13 protein-coding genes are annotated in these 21378 nt (G+C 30.5%); 7 read left to right on the plus strand and 6 right to left on the minus strand.

Translation table 11 applies throughout. The features are described 5' to 3' along the window. The first annotated feature begins 42 nt into the window (after positions 1-42). Entirely contained in the window at positions 43-639 is a 597-nt protein-coding gene (hisIE, locus tag DAD81_RS12410; RefSeq protein ID WP_111708588.1) for a bifunctional phosphoribosyl-AMP cyclohydrolase/phosphoribosyl-ATP diphosphatase HisIE, read from the plus strand. A gap of 123 nt (positions 640-762) precedes the next feature. On the opposite strand, the gene DAD81_RS12415 is transcribed toward hisIE, so the two are convergent. The 4 genes from DAD81_RS12415 to DAD81_RS12430 all read right to left on the minus strand — a co-directional run bounded on the left by DAD81_RS12415 (position 763) and on the right by DAD81_RS12430 (position 6581). After that, positions 763-2124, minus strand: a complete 1362-nt coding sequence (locus DAD81_RS12415; RefSeq protein WP_111708589.1) for a glycoside hydrolase family protein — start codon at positions 2122-2124, stop codon at positions 763-765. 80 nt (positions 2125-2204) lie between these two features. Then, a complete protein-coding gene (locus tag DAD81_RS12420) occupies positions 2205-3812 on the minus strand; it encodes an alpha-L-fucosidase (protein ID WP_111708590.1) in 1608 nt (535 codons plus the stop codon). A 70-nt stretch (positions 3813-3882) separates the two neighbouring features. Then, positions 3883-5499: an alpha-L-fucosidase gene (locus DAD81_RS12425; protein WP_111708591.1), complete on the minus strand. Its 1617-nt coding sequence runs from the start codon at positions 5497-5499 to the stop codon at positions 3883-3885. 233 nt (positions 5500-5732) lie between these two features. Next, positions 5733-6581, minus strand: coding sequence for a carbohydrate-binding protein (locus DAD81_RS12430; protein WP_111708592.1), 849 nt, complete (start codon positions 6579-6581; stop codon positions 5733-5735). 230 nt (positions 6582-6811) lie between these two features. Here DAD81_RS12430 and DAD81_RS12435 point away from each other — a divergent pair, with 230 nt between their 5' ends. Both DAD81_RS12435 and DAD81_RS12440 read left to right on the plus strand, forming a co-directional pair. Next, positions 6812-7483 (plus strand): DUF2461 domain-containing protein, encoded by a 672-nt coding sequence (locus DAD81_RS12435; protein WP_111708593.1) that lies wholly within the window; start codon positions 6812-6814, stop codon positions 7481-7483. A gap of 216 nt (positions 7484-7699) precedes the next feature. Next, a complete protein-coding gene (locus DAD81_RS12440; protein WP_111708594.1) occupies positions 7700-8698 on the plus strand; it encodes a lipoate--protein ligase in 999 nt (332 codons plus the stop codon). A 189-nt stretch (positions 8699-8887) separates the two neighbouring features. Here DAD81_RS12440 and DAD81_RS12445 read toward each other — a convergent pair whose 3' ends face one another. Continuing rightward, entirely contained in the window at positions 8888-12697 is a 3810-nt protein-coding gene (locus DAD81_RS12445) for an endonuclease (protein ID WP_111708595.1), read from the minus strand. A 264-nt stretch (positions 12698-12961) separates the two neighbouring features. Beyond that, positions 12962-14170 carry an RsmB/NOP family class I SAM-dependent RNA methyltransferase gene (locus DAD81_RS12450; RefSeq protein ID WP_111708596.1) on the minus strand — a complete coding sequence of 403 codons (1209 nt, stop codon included), beginning with the start codon at positions 14168-14170 and terminating at the stop codon, positions 12962-12964. 93 nt (positions 14171-14263) lie between these two features. Here DAD81_RS12450 and recG point away from each other — a divergent pair, with 93 nt between their 5' ends. The 4 genes from recG to pheT all read left to right on the plus strand — a co-directional run bounded on the left by recG (position 14264) and on the right by pheT (position 21346). After that, positions 14264-16369 (plus strand): ATP-dependent DNA helicase RecG, encoded by a 2106-nt coding sequence (gene recG, locus DAD81_RS12455; protein ID WP_111708597.1) that lies wholly within the window; start codon positions 14264-14266, stop codon positions 16367-16369. Positions 16370-16436: 67 nt separating this feature from the next. Next, positions 16437-17555 (plus strand): SPFH domain-containing protein, encoded by a 1119-nt coding sequence (locus DAD81_RS12460; RefSeq protein ID WP_111708598.1) that lies wholly within the window; start codon positions 16437-16439, stop codon positions 17553-17555. 183 nt (positions 17556-17738) lie between these two features. After that, positions 17739-18842, plus strand: a complete 1104-nt coding sequence (locus DAD81_RS12465) for a DNA helicase PriA (RefSeq protein WP_111708599.1) — start codon at positions 17739-17741, stop codon at positions 18840-18842. Positions 18843-18919: 77 nt separating this feature from the next. Continuing rightward, a complete protein-coding gene (gene pheT / locus DAD81_RS12470) occupies positions 18920-21346 on the plus strand; it encodes a phenylalanine--tRNA ligase subunit beta (RefSeq protein WP_111708600.1) in 2427 nt (808 codons plus the stop codon). The last annotated feature ends 32 nt before the right edge of the window (positions 21347-21378 follow it).

The raw sequence follows: 21378 nt of genomic DNA on the forward strand, positions 1-21378 counted from the left end.
ATGGCAAATGAAAAATTTGCTGAGCAATGACAAGACGCAATTATGAATATAGATTTTAACAAAAACAGTGATGGTTTAGTACCTGCAATAATTCAAGATTTTGTAACAAGACAAGTATTAATGTTAGGTTATATGAACAAAGATGCCTACGATAAAACTGTAGAAACTGGAAAGGTTACTTTCTTTAGTAGAACTAAAAAAAGACTTTGGACAAAAGGGGAAGAAAGTGGTAATTTCTTGAATTTAGTTTCTGTAAAAAATGATTGTGATAGTGATAGTCTTTTAATTAAGGTGAAGCCCGCTGGCCCAACTTGCCATAAAGGAACTGATACTTGTTGGGATGAAACAAATGAAGCTTCATTTGGTTTTCTTTCAGAGCTTGAGTCTGTGATAACAAGTAGAAGAATGAATGCTGATTCTAAAAAGAGTTATGTAGCGTCGTTGTTTGAAAAAGGAATTAATAAAATTGCTCAAAAAGTAGGAGAAGAAGCTGTAGAGATTGTTATTGAAGCGAAAGATAATGACGACAATCTATTTTTAAATGAAGGAGCGGATTTACTGTTTCATTATTTAATTCTTTTACAAGCAAAAGGGTTTACATTAAAAGATATTGTAAAAGTTTTAGAAGGGAGACATTAGTCTATCCTTTAGTAATAGAATATCTCAATGATGTTCAGCAATTAAATACTGAAGAGTATCATTGAGATATTTGTACGTCTATTAAGGTCGTTCTTTTTATAAATGGAAAAGTATAGATAAACCTTAGTTATTTTTATTTTTCTTCTTTTTATGTTTTTGGATCTTTACAATTCCGGAGTAACTACAATTGTTAAGTAATTCATTATTGGAAGCAACATATTCTTTATTTTCCATAACTCCATCAACTAAGGGGAAACCTTCCATTTTAAAATTAGGCATTTTAATAGTGTAAAAACCTTCACTTTGCTCAGTGCCTCCTTTTGCAAAGTAAATAATTCCGGCAACTGTTGGTCCTTTAAAACTTTCATTGTCAATATTTCTTTTTTGAGCTAATAATTTTCTTTGGCTACAAGGAACAAAACCACGTCTTTGAGATCGTAATTGAGCGTTAGTTCCGTAAACAACAGTTAAGTTAGATATAATAGAGTTAGAATCGAAATAACCAAATTGATATCCAGGCATAGGAGCTCCTTGTTTATTCTTCTCGCCTTTTTTAGCGCTTAAAAAGCCACTTGCAATAATTGCTCCAGCTTCGCAGCTTTCAGCTCTTACATTATCAATGGTAACTAAACCATTATCAACAGTGTGTGGAGATAGTGTAACAGCCGCTTGACCATTTTTACAAAAAATATTATAAGCGTAAATATTATGTAATTTAATAGAATTATCAATAGCATGAGGTTTTCCTATAGCTCCAGTTTCAAGTCTAAGTGTAGCTCCACCTTCTCCTTGTAAATTTCGGTATAAAATGTTTATTCCAGCTTGGTTTTGAACAGTTCCATATCCATAATGTCCATTTTCTGTTTTTAAATGCTCTATAATTCCATTATTAGCAAAAAGAAATTTGGTTTTAGAAAGTAGCTGTAGATTAATTGTTATTGAAGAAAATGATGTAAAATTATCTTTTACGTGAATATCTGAAATTTTAAAATTTTCAACACCACCAAGTGAAACTGCAATTGCACCTCCATTTTTTTCTCCAGAAATACGTTTAGAAAAATCAACTGTGAAATATGATTTTGGATTAGTACATGACATACTAAAATTAGAAATAAGAGTTGTCCCTTTTTTACCTGCGGAAAACAATGTTATTTTTCTTGGCGATGAGCTTGTGAAAATTACATTTGGTGCTACACGGATATGAACATTAGATTTTAATTGAATTTCTTTATTAATTTTATAAACATTGTTTTTAGATGAAGCTTTTATTGTTAAGGTTCCTCCACCAGCTTTTGCAACGGCATCAATTGCAGTTTGTAATTGTTTAAAGTTATCTTCTACATTATCTGGTTTTTCAATAGTTTTATTGAATTTAGCAATAGTAGGGTTATAAAAATTTGTATCGCTCGGGAATGATATTTTTTGTGCATTTACTGTTGTGGTGAAAATGAATAGGGTAAAAGCTAATAAAAGTATATTTTTCATTTTTGTGTATTTATAAAATTTAATCTTAATTCTTGTTTACTTAAAAGTTTTCTATTTTGAATGAATTTAACTTGTAATAATTATTTTACAAAAGGAATTTGACCTTTAAATTCTAACCTTATAGGATATGCATATTTGTAGGTAGGTTTTTTAGGCAAACTAATTTCTAATCCTTCCACAGTTTGTTTAATTTTCACACGTCCTTTTTCACCAATTAATTTAATAGATTTTAATGTTTTTAAATCTAAATTGGACAATGATTTAATTATTAATTTGCAATTTTCAGGCCATTTTAAAGAGGTAATATATAAAATAGTATTTTTCTTATTACGAGTAAAACGAACATCTTTTGTGGTTGCAGTGTATATTTTATGTCCTGTTTCGTTTTTTTCTCCCCATTTTTCACCAACATCACCAAACACTTCATAAGGACGAGTTTTATAAACTGCTTCTCCGCATATTTTTAACCAAGCACCTAATTCATACATCATTGTTTTTTGTTCTTCGGGAAAAGTACCATCAGGTCGCGGAGCAAAAGACAACATTAAAACACCTCTTTTACTAATAATATCCATTAACTGGTCTACTATCATATTTGTTGGTTTAATAGGTGTTCCTTCAACAAACCCCCAATTATGATCGTCATAAACACAATCATCTGTTTGCCAAACCATTTTAGCAATATCGTTCATACCACCACGTTCAAAATCACGTACAGCAGAGCCTTCAGCATAAAATTTCGATTTATAATTTAATACAACATTAGGATTTCCATATTTACCTTTCCCTGCTTCAATTGCATTATTGTAATAAAATGCACCAAATTCTTTTTTACGTGATTCCCAAACAGGAAGCTTAAATCCCCAATCGAAATAATATAAATCTGGTTTATACATATCAGCTAACTCTTCAGTACGAGCCAACCAACGATTCATATCACGCTCACTAGGTTTAACCAAGCCTCGAGAACGAGGTATCCAAGTTTTACGTTCTTCGCCATCATAAATTCGAACAGTATCTGCACTTTTCTGTACAATTGGATTTCCATATAGGTCTTGATATTCTGGGTTGGTAGCATCATATCTATTTATATGATTCCATTGAAAAAAAGCATAGTTCCAAGCAGTATGGTTTGAAACTCCAAATTTTAAACCTCTTTTACGAACAGCTTTTTCAATTTCACCAACTAAATCACGTTTAGGTCCCATATTAACCGAATTCCATTTACTTAATTTAGTATCCCATAAACAAAAGGAATCGTGATGAGCTCCCATCATTGTAAAGAATTTTGCTCCGCCTTGTACACATAAATCAGCCCATTCATCTGCATTAAAATTTTCGGCTTTAAACATTGGAATAAAATCTTTATAACCAAATGTTTCTGGGGGGCCGTATGTTTCGTTGTGATGTAAGTGTGTAGCTAAACCTTGATTATTTCTACTACTTTGATCTTTTTGAGAATACATCCATCTTCCATACCATTCTGCAGCGTGGTTGCCCTTAAAAGCAGGAACTGAATAAACACCCCAGTGTACCCAAAAACCTAATTTAGCGTCTTCATACCATTCAGGAGCTTCATAATTTTGAAGTGATTCCCATTCAGGTTTGTACTTTTCAGAATTGGTTTGTGCAGAACTTATAATTGATATGCTAACAAAGAGAATAAACAAATAGCTGAAGTTTTTCATTTTAAAAGGTTCTTGGTTTTTATATAAAAGAATTGATTGTTTCTTATAGTTGAAAAAATGTTCTTGAAATCTAATTATGGTTTATTTTTCCTTTAGGTAATTGTCCATTAAAATCTATTTTAATAGGATAAGCAAATTTATAGTTTGGTTTTTTAGGCATGGTAATTTGCAGGCCTTCCCGTGTTTGCTTCCATTTTAGTATTTTGGTTGTACCTAGAAGTTTTATTGATTTTAACTTACTTAAATCAGCTTTGGCAAGTGTCTTAATTAGCATTTTTTCTCCAGGCCAAACCAATGAGGTTGCATAAAGTGTAGTATTGGCTTTATTCCGAGTAAATCGAATATCTTCTGTAGTAGCTAAAAAAAGTTTATGTCCATGCTCATCTTTTATTAGCCATTTTTCACCAAGTTCCCCAAATACATCATAAGGACGAGTTGAGTAAACAGCTTCTCCACATATTTTAAGCCAAGTTCCCATTTTTTTTATGAATTTTTTTTGATTTTCTGGAATTGTACCATCTGCTTTAGGTGCGATAGCTAGCATTAAGACTCCACGTTTGCTGATTACATCTATAAATTGGTCTATAACCATGTTTACAGGTTTAATTTCTATTCCATCGGCATATCCCCAATTATGTCCAAAATAAATAGACTCGTCTGTTTGCCATACCATATCACTAATACTATCAAAGGCACCATGTTCAAAATCACGTACGGCAGAATCAGCTTCAAACATTTTATTTTTGTAATTAATTACTACATTTGGTTTTCCAAAATTACCGTTTCCTCTTTCAACTGATTTATTGTAATAGTGAGCAGCAAACTCCTTTCTATACGGTTCCCACACAGCTGTTTTAAATCCCCAATCGAAATAGTGTAAATCCGGTTTATATAAATCTGAAACTTCCTTTGTTCGCTCTATCCAACGGTTTAAATCGCGTTCGCTAGGTTGAACTGCATCTCTGGAACGTGGAATCCAAGTTTTACGTTCTTCTCCCTTGTATATACGAATTGTATCTGCACTTTTTTGTACAATTGGATTTCCATATAGATCTTGATAATCCGGGTTTATTGCATCATATCTGTTGATATGATTCCACTCGAAAAAGCAATAATTCCATGCAGAATGATTTGATACTCCAAATTTCAAACCTTGTTTTCGACTTTCCATTGCTAATTCACCTACAATATCTCGTTTGGGGCCCATTTCAACAGAATCCCATTCTGTAGAAGGAGAATCCCACATACAAAAAGCATCATGGAAAACAGCTAGAGCAGTGAAATATCTGGCACCACCTTCTTTACATATAGTTATCCATTCTTTGGCATCGAACTTCTCTGCCGTAAACATTGGGATGAAATCTTTATAACCAAATTTTCCTGGAGGTCCATAAGTTTCATTATGATGTAAATGCGTTGCTAACCCTTGATTATTTCTACTACTTTGATCTTTTTGAGAATACATCCATCTACCGTACCATTCGGCAGCATGGTCTCCTTTAAAAGCAGGAATAGAATATACACCCCAAATTGGCCAAAAACCCAATTTTGCATCTTCGTACCATTCTGGAGCTTCATAATTTTGAAGTGATTCCCATTCAGGTTTATACTTTTTAGAATTGGTTTGTGCAAAACTTACAATTGATATGCTAACAAAGAGTATAAACAAGTAGCTGAATTTTTTCATTTTTAATGAGTTCTTAATTTTAATATAAAAATACCTTAATCTAAAGTGCAGCTTGTTGTTTGTAGTGTAAACTTTGTATTTTTCAGTTTATTTAAGTTGTATATATAAAGTATAATTCTAATAGTCGCTGTTTAAATGACTTTAATAGATAGATGAATTTGAATTTTAAAAAGAAAAAAGCACCCAAATTGGATGCTTTTTTTAATTTCTTAATAAAAATTAACAGGATGTTATTATTCAACGCAAGGATTTTGAACTGCGTTTTTTGCATATTTATTGTAGTTAGCATAGTCGTATTTATTTAAATCCACGATTAAAATTCGGTCCATACTAAATTCAGATGATCTTCCTGTAATTGTAAGTGTATAAGTTTCCCCTGCTTTAAAGTTATATGTAGCCCAAGGTTTAACGTTATGCAAGTCTAATTGTCCAGCTGCGTTTTTAAATTCACCATCGCCACCCGTACCAAAAAATTTGGTATCTTTTTTCAATGCGTTTGTGTTGGTTGAGTTTCTGTCAGCATTTTTAAGGCAGCTATGCATTTCACCTGCAATAAAATCTCCCTCCATTTTAATAAAACAATCGTTATTTGCATCTGAAGCTACACCATCTGGTTTTGAGCTTCTAATCATAAATCGATAAATTCCTGCATTTTGAATTTTAAACTTATAAACTAGTGGAGAACTACCAGTAAAAGGTCCTTTATACCTTAAGTAACCAGTTCCTCTATAATTTGGAATTGAAGTTTCATAAATCCATTTGTTAAAATCTGATTTTGTGTTTTCAGCTTCAAAAATAAGGAGTCCATTTTCTTCTAAAAAAGTATCACATTTGTTATCAGTAGGAGTTACGTTGGTATCAATATATTCAGGAGTTGGTTGAATCTCTCCATCGCAGATAGCAATTCCTATTTTGTTAGGTTCTTCTTCTTCTTCTTCTTCTTCTTCTTCGTTAACTTCCTCATTAGGAGTTACCTCTGTTTCGGACTCCGTATTTTCTATTAAATCTATATCATCGTTAGATTTTGAACAAGAAAAAATTAATACAAAAAGGGATAATAGTAGCGCACGAGAAAGCTTCATATAATATAGGTTTTAATTTTTTTAAAAATAATGTATCATTTAGAATGATAATGAAAGGCTAGACTAAAAAGGTATTACATATGTCTTTTTTTAGAAACAATTATTGTTTAAAAAGGATTATGTTATTATAATACTATCTTATGATGGGGTATTTACAAAAAAGTAATTTTAATTGGTAAAAAATTATTCTTCTAAATATTTTTATATATTCACAATCCAAAAAATATATAATGGCATTAATAGATAAATCTATTTTAAATATATTAAACGAGTTAAAGGAAAATAATAGTAGAGAATGGTTTAATGAGAATAAACCTCGCTTTCAAAAAGAACAACAAAAAGTTAAAGATTTTTATAATTCTTTAATGGAACAGTTAAAAACTCACGATAATATTGATAAGTTTAAATTTTTTAGAATTTATAGAGATGTGCGTTTTTCAAAAGATAAAACACCTTACAAATCACATTTTGCAGGTTCTTTTTCAAGATCTTCAAAGAGATTAAGAGGAGGATATTATTTAAGAATTAGACCAGGTGAAACTTTTTTAGCAGGTGGTTTTTGGGAACCAAATAAGGAAGATTTGTTACGTATAAGAAAAGAATTTGAAATGGATTCAACAGAAATACGTGAAATAATTAATAACAAATCCTTTATTAAATATTTTGGAAAACTAGAAGGAGATTCATTAAAAACAGCACCTAGAGGGTTTGATAAAGAGCATCCGGATATAGATTTAATTAGAATGAAACAGTTTATTGTAACAAGAGTTTTTTCGGATAAAGAAGTTCTAAGTCCTAATTTTTTAGAAGAATTAGATGGTACTTATAAAGCAATGCGTCCATATTTTGATTATATGAGCGAAATTTTAACAACAAATTTAAATGGAGAATCAATAATATAAATTAAAAGAGGTTGTTTGGAAAGGTGAATTTTGTTAACCTGAATTTATTTCAATTTTTCATTTTTATTTAAAATCAATTTAAGGAGGTTCTGAAATTAATTTAGAATGAGACGGGGTTTAAAACTAACATAACAACCATTTTTATTTAGGTTTAAATAATTAAAATTACCTTAAAAATTCTTTACATTTGTTTCCTGCAAAAATTAAACAAATTTTATGGTTTTTATTGATAATGAAGGGTGTACTGACCCTAAATTAAATTTAGCATTAGAAGAATATGCGTTAAGGAATTTTGATACTTCTACAGATTATTTATTATTTTATATTAATAAACCATCTATAATTATTGGGCGTAATCAAAACACTTTAGAAGAAATTAACCAAGAATATATAGATGAAAATGATATACAAGTTGTTAGGCGAATTTCAGGCGGTGGAGCAGTTTATCATGATTTAGGAAATTTAAACTTTAGTTTTATCACTAATCATGATGGAAAAAGTATTAGTAATTTTAAAAAGTTTACCGCACCGGTAATACGTGTATTAAATGACATGGGTGTTGAAGCCGAGTTGAAAGGGCGAAATGATATTTTGGTGGATGAGAAGAAAATTTCAGGAACTGCTCAATTCTCTACAGGAAAAAGAATGATTAGTCATGGTACTCTATTATTTGATACTAATATGCAGGAAGTAACGAGGGCGCTTCAAGTAAAAATGAGTAAAATTCAGTCAAAAGGGCATAAATCTGTTAGAAGTCGTGTAGCAAATATTAGTGAGTTTTTAAATACTCCTATTACAATGGATAATTTTAAAAATCAGTTGCTTATTGGTTTGTATGAAGCTCGTGAACATTTCGAAATCTATAAGTTAACTGAAGCTGAATGGAAGGCGGTACATCAATTAAAATCTGAAAAATATAATTTATGGGATTGGAATTTTGGGCATTCGCCTAAATTTAATATTCAACGTAACAAACGTTTTTCTATAGGAGAAATTGACCTACGTATTTTTGTTGAAAAAGGACTTATTTCAGATTTTAAAATTTTTGGAGATTTCTTTGGAAGACAGCCAGTTAGAGATCTTGAAGATTTATTAATTGGTGTTCCTTACGATAAAAATGAAATCAGTAAAAAATTAGAGAAAATAACTATTGAAAATTATTTTGGAAAATTAGAAAAATTAGATTTTGTAAATCTTGTTTATGGTAATGATTAGTTACTTGTAATTGAAAATTAATTTTAAAATAGAATAAACGTTATTACGAGGAATTTTTATGACCAAGTAATCTCACGATAATGCACTAGTTCCAAATTAACAGATTGCTTCAATTGTTCCTCTTTCGCAATGACGGGTTTAATTACTTAATGTATTAAGATTACTTCGTTTATTATTTAATTATTGCTTTTATTCTACAATTAATCTTTTTGTTGAGTAAGTTTTATCATTAAATACTTTTATAATATAAAAACCTGAAGGAATATTTTCTACTTCAATTTTATTTTTATAGGTATCTGTATTTTTAATGTTTACAATTAATTGCCCTAATAAATTATAGAATTGAATAGCATCTATAGTTTCATTATTTTTAACGGAAATAGTTGCACTATTTGTTTTTGTTGGGTTTGGATATACATTAAATAAATTTTTAACAAATTTTTGTATGGATAAAGAACTTAATGTGTGACTGCCTAAACCAGAAAAAGTATCAATTGGATAAATATCCCATTCACTTACTGTATAAGTTGTATTTGGTGAAGAGATTGTGGGTTTTCTTCTTAATGTAACCTGTGGTGCATAATCTACATCACTTGCAACAACTCCTAAAAGATCTATTAAAATATCATTTTTAAAGAGACCTATAGCATCATTACCGCTAAATAATAAAGGAGCAGTTGAAGTAGTTAAATCTGCTTCGGCAAGAATTAATGGGTCTGCAAGCGAATTTGCAGCTATAAAAACATCACCATTATTTAAAGTACCGGAAAGATTTAAAATTGTCGTATCCCAATCTGAAGCTCCATTCACGTTTATTTTTAAAGAATATATAGATAAATCTATAGCACTACCCGTGAAATTAGTAATTTCAAGAGCTTTATTTTCTAAACTACCTTCAATATATTCTGAAATAAAGAGTTCCGATGGAGTAGAAGAACCTGCCAATGTTGTAAAAGTTTCGGTATTACTTACCAAAGAAGTATTTCCTGCAGCATCTTTTGCATACACAGTAAAATCATAACTTGTACTTCCACTTAAACCAGGAATAGTATAAGAATTTGTAGGTGAAGAAGCTAAAAATACGCCATCTTTAAAAATTTCATAAGAAGTAACACCAATATTATCTGTTGCGGCAGTCCAAGTTAAATCAGCAGAATTACTCATTACATTACTAGAACTTAAACCTACAATTGTACTTGGAGCTTCAGTGTCAGAAATTGCAAAACAAGACCATGAAATATCATCAATTATAACTTGTTTTCCTTTGGTATTTCTAATCTCAATAATAATATCTCCAGAAATATTAATTCCACTAATAGTAAATGTTTGAACGGATGTATTATCCCAAGCACTTGAAGTTCCTTTTAATACATCATTTACATATAAAGCAACTTGTCTGTCACCACTTCCAGTAAATCCTTTAAGTAGACTACAGGTGAATTCTCCAATTCCATTAGAAACAGTTGAAGATATTAATGTACTGGATGTATTTCTAAGCATAAAGCTTGTTCCAGTAATTGAGTATCCTCCATCATTACGAGATTCTGTATATGTCCAAGTAACTCCATTATCTCCAGTAAAACTACTATCATTATAACTACTTGTTGCATTTGAATTTGTAAACGTTTCTGAACCACAAAAACTCGGAGTAGCAGTTGTTGTTCCATCTACAGCAATACTTAGTGAAGAAGATTCATTATCAGAAGTATCTCTAGCCAATACAGAAAAACTATAAGTTGTTGAAGGAATTAAACCACTTGCAGTGAATGTAGTAGAACTTGTAGTTGACTCTAAAATACCATTAATGTAAACATCATATTCTTTTATAGCTTCATTATCAGTAGATGCTGTCCAAGATAAATCTATAGATGTATTAGTTTCATTACTAACAACCAAGGCTGTGGGTATAGAAGGATTAGTGGTATCAATAATATTTGTAGTTGTAAAATTTTCAGGATTACTTACTAAAGAAGTATTTCCTGCAGCATCTTTTGCATACACAGTAAATTCATAACTTGTATTTATAGTTAAACCCGAAACATTGTAAGAATTTGTAGTTGAAGAAGCTAAAAATACTCCATCTTTAAAAATTTCATAAGAAGTAACTCCAACATTGTCTGTAGAAACTGTCCAAGTTAAATCAGCAGAATCGTTCGTTACGTTACTAGCACTTAAATCGGCAATGGTACTTGGAGTTTCAGTATCAGAACTTGAAAAACAAGACCAAGATAAATCATCAATACTAACTCTGTTACCTGAAGTACTACCATCAAAAACTATAGTTATAGAGCCACTTATATTTATATTTGGAATTGTAGTAGTTGTAGCAGAAGAACTGTAAGGAATGTTTCCTACAATAACATTATTAACTTTTACATTTATACTGCTTGCTGAATCAGAAAATGGAAGTTTAGTAGTAACTGTTAATTCTCCTATTCCGTTAGCTGTTGTAGGAGTTGTTAATGTTCCGTTTTTAATTGTTATAGCTTTTCCTGTTATAGTTTGATCGGTTCTTGCACCTGTTGCATTCCAAGTACCTCCACCATCACCAGTCCAATTAACTGATGTATATGAAGAACTACTAGCTCCAATATTTGTAAACGTTTCTGAACCACAAAAACTCGGTGTAGCAGTTGTTGTTCCATCTACAGCAATACTTAGTGAAGAAGATTCATTATCAGAAGTGTCTCTAGCCAATACAGAAAAACTATAAGTTGTTGAAGGTGTTAAACCACTTGCAGTGAATGTAGTAGAACTTGTAGTTGACTCTAAAATACCATCAATGTAAACATCATATTCTTTTATAGCTTCATTATCAGTAGATGCTGTCCAAGATAAATCTATAGATGTATTAGTTTCATTACTAACAACCAAGGTTGTGGGTATAGAAGGATTAGTGGTGTCAATAATATTTGTAGTTGTAATATTTTCTGTATTACTAACTGTTGATGTATTTCCAAAGGCATCTTTTGCATAAACAGTAATATCGTACATCGTATCTATAGTTAATCCAGTAAGTGTTGTTGAAGCTGCAGTAGAAGTAGCATATGAAGAACCGTCTACAAAAATTTCATAACTTGTAACACCAACATTATCTGTAGAAACTGTCCAATTTAAATCTACAGTTGTATTTGTAATATTTGAGGCTGTTAGATTTGTTGGTGCAGTTGGTGCTTCTGTATCAGGAGTTGTACTCCAAATTAGGGCAACATACTCAGGATGATCAATAAATGGGTTGGCATTCCCTTGTCTATTGTATATTGCTTTATTTCTTTTTGTTTCTGTATCACTAACAGGGTCATTTGTATGCCAGGTCATCAAAAGAGTTAGAAAAGAATCTGTAAATACCTGATCAGTTGTTCCATTAAACATACCATAAGATACTCCCCAAGTTGTTAAAACATTTTCATACCGAGTTGCAAAGTAAAAATACATTCTTGCAATATCACCTTTAAATTCATCTATTGGCTCAAAAACAGTTCCTGTATATCCACTAACAGATGAGGTACCCCATTTTGATCCATTTTTAGAAGGAGAAGAAGATGCTTGTGTTCCAACAGTACCATGCGGGTAGTTGGAACGATTACTATTTACTTTACCATCTGTAGGTACTACAAAATGAGCATCATTACGCATTGGTGAATTTTCTTTAAAAACAGATTGCGGAATTATATGTTCTCTGTTATAACAATCGCCTTCATCTGCATATATACCACATTTTTTTACTCCAAATGCATAATTATAGAGATCAGTACCAGAAGGGTTTTCAGAATACATATCTAAAATAGTATTGTCATTTTCATAATAAGTATCTCTATCAGAAGTTTCATAAGTATCATATAAACCATCATATCCAAAATCTGTATGATCTTTAATTATGTTATAAAGTTGGGTCTTTAATATATATCCACTATCTGTAGCAGCATCATAGTAATCTGCTGGAATTTGACTGTAAAGAGAAAATGATGTAAAAAAAAATAGGAGTAGTAATTTTTGCATATAAATGGGGTTTTACAAAAACAATAAATGTATTTAATTATTGTGGGATTAAACTAACTTTTACACTTATGAAAATATATAAAAAACCGAGCGGACCTATTTTAAATAGTTTATTTATATAAATTGGGGAATTGTAAAATTAGTTTATTTTTCACAAACTATTTACTTAATTCTTAATTTTTTTAAGGTATAAATAAATAGTATGCAAACATAATAATTAAATAGATTTTCATGATGTTTAAAACCTATTGTTTATGTGAAAATTTAACTGTCACATTCTAGTAAAGCCATATAAAAGCCATCATAACCTGTTTTAAATGGAGATACTTTATGATCTTTAATAATTCTAAAATTAGGATTATTCTTTAAAAAAGTTTTTACTTGTTTTTCATTTTCAGAAGGTAAAATAGAGCAAGTAGCATATACTAATTTACCTCCAACTTTTACAAGTTGAGAATAACGTTGTAATATATCGGCTTGTGTTTTAATAATGTTTTCAACAAACTCAGGTTGTAATTTCCATTTACTATCAGGATTTCTTCTTAAAACACCAATACCACTACATGGCGCATCAATAAGAACTCTATCTGCAGTGCCTTTCATTTTTTTAATTACTTTGGAGTTTTCAATTACTTTGGTAGTAATATTATGAGCTCCAGCTCTACGAGTTCTAATTTTTAGTTTCTTTAGTTTACTTTCGTAAATATCAGTAGCAATTATATTTCCTTTATTTTCCATTAAAGCAGATAAATGCAATGTTTTACCTCCAGCACCAGCACAAGTATCAATAACACGCATTCCTGGTTTAACATCTAAATAAGCTGCAACTAATTGAGATGAAGCATCTTGCACTTCAAATAATCCGCTTTTAAAACACTCAGTTCTAAATACGTTAGCACGTTCAACTAATCTTAAAGCGTCTGGATAACCATCAATAAATACAGTCTCTATACCTTCATCCGCTAATTTTTTTCGTAAAATAGCCTTATTGGTTCTAAGTGTGTTTGTACGTAAAATAACTTCAGCTTGCTTGTTTAGAGCTGTCATTTCTTTAGACCAATGTTTTTCGCCTAATTCTTTTATACATAATTCATCTAACCAATCTGGAATAGACTCTTTAAAAACACGTATTTTCTGAAGTTCATCAAATTTGCCTTTAATTCTTCTTTCAGGAACACCGTGTAATTGAGGCCAATCAGGTAAATCATAACCTTTTAATGTTGCAAAAACGGCAAAGTTCTTCCAAACATTTTCAGTAGAATAGTGATCTTTCGTACCTGCAATTTCATTGTACAATCTTTTCCAACGAACCATTTCATAAATGGTTTCGGCAACAAACTTTCTGTCTCTTGCTCCCCAACGTGCATCACGTTTTAACGCTTTTTGTACAACTTTATCGGCATATTCACCTTCATTAAAAATAAGTTTTAATGAATCCACAACCGTAAACACTAAATTTCTATGTAATCTCATATAAAAAAAATAAGTGTGCAAATATACGAAATTAGATGATAAGAAATTGTTATTTCCCTTTGAATTATTATCTTCGTTTTATTAAAAAAATGAATGCCTGTTTATAGCTTAAATACTTCAATATCATATTTAAAAGGTGTAGGCCCAAATAGAGCAGATTTATTAAAATCTGAACTAGGGATCTTTACATTTGGTGATTTGTTGAATTTTTTTCCAAATAGATATATTGATAGAACACAATTTTTTAAAATTAGTCAGTTACAACAAAATTCGGCTGAAATACAAATAGTTGGAAAAATCACTAATATAAAAACGGTAAAACAGAAGAGAGGAAGTAGGTTGGTTGCCACTTTTAGAGATGAAACAGGAGCAATGGAACTTGTTTGGTTTAGAGGAGCTAAATGGATTAAAGATACTTTAAAAATTAATGAACCTTATGTGATTTTTGGAAAAACAAATCATTTTAATGGCTTATTTTCTATGCCACATCCCGAAATGGAATTGGTGGTAGATTACAAAAAAAACTTAAGATCTGCTATGCAACCAGTGTATCCATCAACTGAAAAGTTAGTAAATAAAGGGATCTCTAACAGGGTAGTTTCAAAAATGATTCAAAGTTTATTTGAAGAATTAGGAGCTAAGTTTCTTGAGACGTTATCAACCCCAATGGTGGAAGAATTAAAATTAATTTCTAAAACGGAAGCTTTATTTAATATTCATTTTCCAAAAAATCAAGAACTTTTAACTAAAGCACAACGTAGGTTAAAATTTGAAGAACTGTATTTTATTCAACTTCAGTTAATACGGAAAAAATTAGTAAGAAAGGCAAAAATTAAAGGTTTCAACTTTACAGAAGTTGGCGAAAAATTTAATGGGTTTTACACTAATAATTTACCGTTTTCATTAACAAATGCTCAAAAAAGAGTATTAAAAGAAATTCGAAAAGATTTAGGTTCTAATGCTCAAATGAACCGATTATTACAAGGAGATGTAGGTTCTGGAAAAACAATTGTAGCTTTATTAACAATGTTAATTGCTTTAGATAATGGTTTTCAAGCAGCTTTAATGGCTCCTACAGAAATTTTAGCTGCGCAACATTTTAATTCAATTGAAGAATTGTTAAGTGGTTTAAATATTAATGTGAAATTACTAACTGGTTCAGTAAAAACAAAACAACGAAGAATAATTCATTCAGAATTAGAATCTGGTGAATTAGATATTTTAATTGGTACTCATGCATTAATTGAAGATAAAGTAAAATTTAAAAATTTAGGTATTGCAATTATTGATGAACAACATAGGTTTGGTGTAGCACAACGTTCTAAAATGTGGCAAAAAAATACGTTGCCACCACATATTTTGGTAATGACAGCAACTCCAATTCCACGAACTTTGGCAATGAGTGTTTATGGAGATTTAGATATTTCAGTTATAGATGAATTACCACCAGGTAGAAAAGAAATAAAAACGGCTCATAGATATGATTCAAATAGATTATCTGTTTTTAAATTTTTAAGAGAAGAAATTACAAAAGGGCGTCAGGTATATATTGTATATCCATTAATTAATGAATCTGAAGCAATGGATTACAAAGATTTAATGGATGGTTATGAAAGTGTTGTACGTGAATTTCCTTCACCAAATTATCAGGTAAGCATTGTACACGGAAAAATGAAACCTGCGGATAAAGAATATGAAATGCAGCGCTTTATTAAAGGTGAAACTCAAATTATGGTTGCTACTACGGTAATTGAAGTTGGTGTAAATATTCCCAACGCAAGTGTTATGGTTATTGAAAGTGCAGAGAGATTTGGATTATCTCAATTACACCAATTAAGAGGAAGAGTAGGGCGTGGAGCAGAACAAAGTTATTGTATTTTAATGACTAGTTTTAAATTATCGTCTGATGGGAAAACACGTTTAAATACAATGGTAGATACTAGTGATGGATTTAAAATAGCTGAAGTAGATTTAAAATTAAGAGGTCCTGGTAATTTAATGGGAACGCAACAAAGCGGGGTTCTTAATTTAAAAATTGCAGATATTATAAAGGATTCAGGAATTTTAAAAACAGCAAGAAGAATTGCTATTGAAACCTTAACTATAGACCCTGCATTAAATTCTTCAGAAAACTTACCAATAAGGCGAGCATATCAGAAAATTAGTAAAAACAGTACAATTTGGTCTAACATTAGTTGATACTACTATTTTTAAATATGTAACTATTTTGTAGATTTGAGTACTAACAAGTAAAAACAGAATTATTATGGGAATATTTGATGATATAAAGAAAAAGTTAAGTCACGAATTTATTGATATAATTGAATGGTTGGATTTTACTGATTCTACAATTGTTCATAGATTTGAACGTTATCAAAACGAAATAAAAAACAATGCTCAGCTTATTGTTAGAGAAGGGCAAACCGCAGTTTTTATTAATGAAGGTCAACTCGCTGATGTTTTTACACCTGGAACATATACGTTAAACACAAAAAACTTACCAATTTTAACAACTTTAAAAGGTTGGAAATACGGGTTTAATAGTCCGTTTAAGGCCGAAGTTTATTTTGTAAATACTCATTTGTTTACAGATGAAAAATGGGGAACAAAAAATCCAATTACTTTAAGTGATGATCGGTTTGGGTTGGTAGAAATTAGAGCTTTTGGAACTTATGCTTTTAAAATAAACGATGCCGGAAAATTTATTATTGATATAGTTGGAACAGATGCCAATTTTACAAATTATGAAATTAATGAACATCTTAAAAGTTTAATTGCAACTAGATTTACTGATACCGTTGGAAGCGCAAACCTACCTATAGAACTGTATGCAACCAATATAACTGAACTTTCAGAAACGTGTAAAGAAGTTATGCAACCCGAGTTTAATTCCGTTGGGATTTCATTGGAGAAGTTTTTTATAGAAAATGTTTCAATGCCAGAAGATTTAAAAAAGGAAATCTTTGAATACAGTAGAATTGATAAATTAGATTTAGATAAATTAACTAAATTTAAAACAGCCAAAGCAATTGAAGTTGCGGCAGCAAACGAAGGAGGAACAGCAGGAGCAGGAATGGGAATGGGAATGGGGTTTGCATTGGCTCAGCAAATGGGAGGAATGATGAATCCTGCAGCAACGCAGCAACCAAATATGGCTACTCCACCACCAATGCCGGTTCAAGTTCAATATTTTTATGCAGTAAATGGTCAGCAAATGGGACCTGTTTCTTTAGAGCAGTTAAAAGGTTTTTTTGCAAACCGAACAATTAATAAAGATTCATTAATTTGGAAACAAGGAATGTTAAATTGGACGGCTTTAAAAGATATACCAGAATTACAGTCCTTTTTAGGTGGTAGTATGCCGCCTCCATTACCAACAGTTTAAAATATATAGTATACCTAATTTATTAAAGTCATACAATTGGTCTTGCTGAACTTGTTTCCGCATCAATTAATAGGTGAAACTCAATAAAATTTTGATGAGACCCTTAAACAAGTTCGGGGTGACGATTGTTAAATGATTTATTACATACATTTTGAAAATATCTAAAATTGTTATTAGCAACAAATGGAAGAACTTAAAAAAGCAACTTTAGAGAATAAAAAATCTTGTTCCCAATGTGGGGCCGAATTATTATATAAACCCGGTTCTACCGTTGTACACTGTGATTATTGTGGAAATGATGAGGAAATTATAGTTAATGAAAACGGATTTGAAGAATTAGAACTCAAACCTTATTTAGAAGAGATGGGATCTTTATCCCATTCAGAAGAAATTTTAATGTTGCGTTGCAATAGTTGTGGAGCAAATCAACATATTCAAGATAATTATAAATCTTTGAATTGTGTGTATTGTACCATGCCGTTAATTCGTGATGATGCTAAATTGGAAAGCTGGATTTTACCCGGAGCTATAGTTCCATTTCAGTTAGAAGTTGAAAAGTCTCACAGTATATTTTCAAACTGGGTAAAAGGATTATGGTTTGCGCCAAATAATTTAAAAAAGGCAGCTTTAGATTTAGAAAATACCAAAGGATTGTATTTGCCTTATTGGACATTTGATGCTCAATTAAATGCGCAATATGAAGGTGAAAGAGGTGATTATTACTATGTAACTGTTTCGTATACTACTAATGAAAAAGGAAAAACAGTTAGAAAAACTAGACAAGAGCGCAGAACTCGCTGGACATATGCTTCAGGAACTATAAATGGATTTGTAGATGATACATTGATAAAAGCTTCAAACCAAAAAAAGAATACAATCCCTGCAAAAATTTCTAATTGGAATTTAAAAGAACTAAAGCCATTTAATTCTAATTTTTTATCTGGTTTTATTACTGAAAAGTATACAATCCCTTTAAAAGATGGTTATTTTACAGCTACAAAAGAAGCAAAACAAATAGCAAAAAGATGGGCTTGTAGAGATATTGGAGGAGATACTCAACGAGTTAGTAATTTAGATATGAAATTGAGTGAAGAGACATTCAAACATATTTTATTACCAATTTATATTAGTTCTTATAAATATAAAGGCAAAATTTATCAGTTTTATATAAACGGTCAAACAGGAAGTTATACAGGGTCAAGGCCTTATTCTTACTTCAAAATTGCGATTTTAGTACTATCTATTATAGTTGTAATTGCAATTATTGCAATGCTTAGTAAACAATAAAGAACTTTTAACTTCAAACTTTTAAGATTCAACTTGGTTTGATTATCTTTGCCATTCGAAAAAAATAATCATATAAAATGAAGATATCATACAATTGGTTAAAACAGTTTTTAAAAGTTGATTGGGAAGCTGAAAAAACAGGAGAATTGTTAACCGATTTAGGTTTAGAAGTTGAAGGAATTGAAACTGTTGAATCTATAAAAGGAAGTCTTGAAGGAATTGTAATTGGTAAAGTTTTAACTTGTATTCAACATCCTAATGCAGATAGACTTAAAATAACAACTGTTGATTTAGGCGATGAAGCACCAATTCAAATAGTATGTGGAGCACCAAATGTGGCTGCAGGACAAACTGTTCCTGTTGCAACTGTTGGAACGGTTTTATATGATGATAATGGTGAAAGCTTTAAAATTAAGAAAGGTAAAATTAGAGGTGAAGAAAGTCACGGAATGATTTGTGCCGAAGATGAACTTGGATTAGGAAAAAGTCATGATGGTATTATGGTGTTGGATGAAGCTTTAAAAGCTGGAACGCCTGCTGCTGAAGTATTCAATATTGAAAAGGATGAAGTTTTTGAAATTGGATTAACACCAAATAGAGCTGATGCAATGAGTCATTTTGGTACGGCAAGAGATTTACGTGCTGGACTTATTCAAAATGATGTTTCTTTAGAATTAATTTCACCTTCAGTTTCTAGTTTCCATATAGATGATAGAAGTTTAAGATTTGATGTTGTAGTAGAAGATGTTGAAAAAGCACCTAGATATGTAGGGGTAACTATTTCAGATATTACAGTAAAAGATTCTCCAGAATGGATTCAAAATAGGTTAAAAGCAATTGGATTAAAACCTATAAATAATATTGTTGATGTAACTAATTATGTATTACACGAATTAGGACAACCATTACATGCTTTTGATGCTGCTAAAGTAAAAGGAAACAAAATTATTGTTAAAACATTACCGGCAGGAACAAAATTTGTAACTCTTGATGAAGTTGAACGTGAATTACACGAGGAAGATTTAATGATTTGTAATGGTAATGAAGAGCCAATGTGTATTGCAGGTGTATTTGGAGGCTTAAACTCTGGTGTTACAGAAAATACAACTACAATATTTTTAGAAAGTGCTTATTTTAATCCAGTTGCAGTTCGTAAAACAGCAAAAAGACATGCTTTAAATACTGATGCTTCTTTTAGATTTGAAAGAGGAATTGATCCAAATATTACTGAATATGCTTTAAAGCGTGCGGCAAATTTAATTATTGAAATTGCTGGAGGGAAAGTTTCTTCTGAAGTAATGGATTCTTATCCAACTAAAATTGAACCAAATCAGGTTTTTCTTTCTTTTGAAAAAATGGATCGTTTAATTGGAGCTAAAATTCCAAGAGAAATGGTTAAAAATATTTTAGCATCTTTAGATATTAAATTTAATAGTGTAACTGATGGAGGTATTGGATTAACAATTCCTGCTTATAGAGTTGATGTTACAAGAGAAGCAGATGTTATTGAGGAAATTTTACGTGTGTATGGTTATAATAATGTTGAATTTTCACATAAATTAAATACATCAATTGCATTTTCAGATTTTGATAATGTAAAAATAGAAAATGTAATTTCTAACCAATTAGTTTCTCAAGGTTTTAATGAAACTATGGCAAATTCATTAACAAAAGCGGATTATCTTTCTTTAACAACAATGTTAAATGAAGAGCATAATGTAGCTATGTTAAATCCTTTAAGTAATGATTTAGGTGTTATGCGCCAATCAATGTTATTTAGTGGTTTAGAATCTGTTATTTATAATATTAATAGAAAAAACAGCTCAGTAAAATTCTTTGAATTTGGTAAAACATACCACAAATTTGAAAGTGGATATTCAGAAGATAAACATTTAACTTTATTTGTTTCTGGTAATAGAACTAAAGAACGATGGAATGTAGCTTCAAAAACTTCAGATTTCTTTTATTTAAAAGGAATTGTAGTTACTATTTTGCAGCGTTTGGGAATTCAAAAAGTAAAAACTACACCAACTAAAAATGATGTTTTCTCTGAAGGAATTACATTAAGCCTAGGGAAAATTAAATTAGTTGATTTAGGTGTTGTTAAAAAATCTATTAATAAAGAATTTGGAATTAAACAAGAAGTTCTATTTGCAGATTTTAATTGGGCAAACCTTATAAAAGTTGGAGGGAAATCTTCAATAAATGTATCAGGTTTACCTAAATTTCAAGCTGTTAAACGTGATTTTGCGTTGCTTTTAGATAAAGAAACTACTTTTAGTGAAATTTACAGTTTGGCATTTCAAGCTGAAAAGAAATTATTAAAAGATGTTGATTTATTTGATGTTTACGAAGGTGATAAATTAGAAGAAGGTAAAAAATCTTATGCCGTTAGCTTTTTATTGCAAGACGAAAACAAAACCTTAAATGATAAACAAATTGATAAAATAATGCAAAAGTTACAACAAACATTTGAAAAGAATGTTGGAGCTAGTTTAAGATAAACAATTAAAAACTGCCTAAAAAGTAAATTTAC

Origin of the sequence: Lutibacter citreus (assembly GCF_003260195.1) — a bacterium.
GTDB lineage: Bacteria > Bacteroidota > Bacteroidia > Flavobacteriales > Flavobacteriaceae > Lutibacter > Lutibacter citreus.

What these genes read in the sequence shown, in the direction of transcription:
- hisIE (WP_111708588.1), top strand. Translation starts at nt 43, where the DNA reads ATGAATATAGATTTTAACAAAAACAGTGATGGTTTAGTACCTGCAATA.
- DAD81_RS12415 (WP_111708589.1), bottom strand. Translation starts at nt 2,124, where the DNA reads ATGAAAAATATACTTTTATTAGCTTTTACCCTATTCATTTTCACCACA.
- DAD81_RS12450 (WP_111708596.1), bottom strand. Translation starts at nt 14,170, where the DNA reads ATGAGATTACATAGAAATTTAGTGTTTACGGTTGTGGATTCATTAAAA.
- DAD81_RS12430 (WP_111708592.1), bottom strand. Translation starts at nt 6,581, where the DNA reads ATGAAGCTTTCTCGTGCGCTACTATTATCCCTTTTTGTATTAATTTTT.
- recG (WP_111708597.1), top strand. Translation starts at nt 14,264, where the DNA reads ATGCCTGTTTATAGCTTAAATACTTCAATATCATATTTAAAAGGTGTA.
- DAD81_RS12465 (WP_111708599.1), top strand. Translation starts at nt 17,739, where the DNA reads ATGGAAGAACTTAAAAAAGCAACTTTAGAGAATAAAAAATCTTGTTCC.
- DAD81_RS12440 (WP_111708594.1), top strand. Translation starts at nt 7,700, where the DNA reads ATGGTTTTTATTGATAATGAAGGGTGTACTGACCCTAAATTAAATTTA.
- pheT (WP_111708600.1), top strand. Translation starts at nt 18,920, where the DNA reads ATGAAGATATCATACAATTGGTTAAAACAGTTTTTAAAAGTTGATTGG.
- DAD81_RS12445 (WP_111708595.1), bottom strand. Translation starts at nt 12,697, where the DNA reads ATGCAAAAATTACTACTCCTATTTTTTTTTACATCATTTTCTCTTTAC.
- DAD81_RS12425 (WP_111708591.1), bottom strand. Translation starts at nt 5,499, where the DNA reads ATGAAAAAATTCAGCTACTTGTTTATACTCTTTGTTAGCATATCAATT.
- DAD81_RS12460 (WP_111708598.1), top strand. Translation starts at nt 16,437, where the DNA reads ATGGGAATATTTGATGATATAAAGAAAAAGTTAAGTCACGAATTTATT.
- DAD81_RS12420 (WP_111708590.1), bottom strand. Translation starts at nt 3,812, where the DNA reads ATGAAAAACTTCAGCTATTTGTTTATTCTCTTTGTTAGCATATCAATT.
- DAD81_RS12435 (WP_111708593.1), top strand. Translation starts at nt 6,812, where the DNA reads ATGGCATTAATAGATAAATCTATTTTAAATATATTAAACGAGTTAAAG.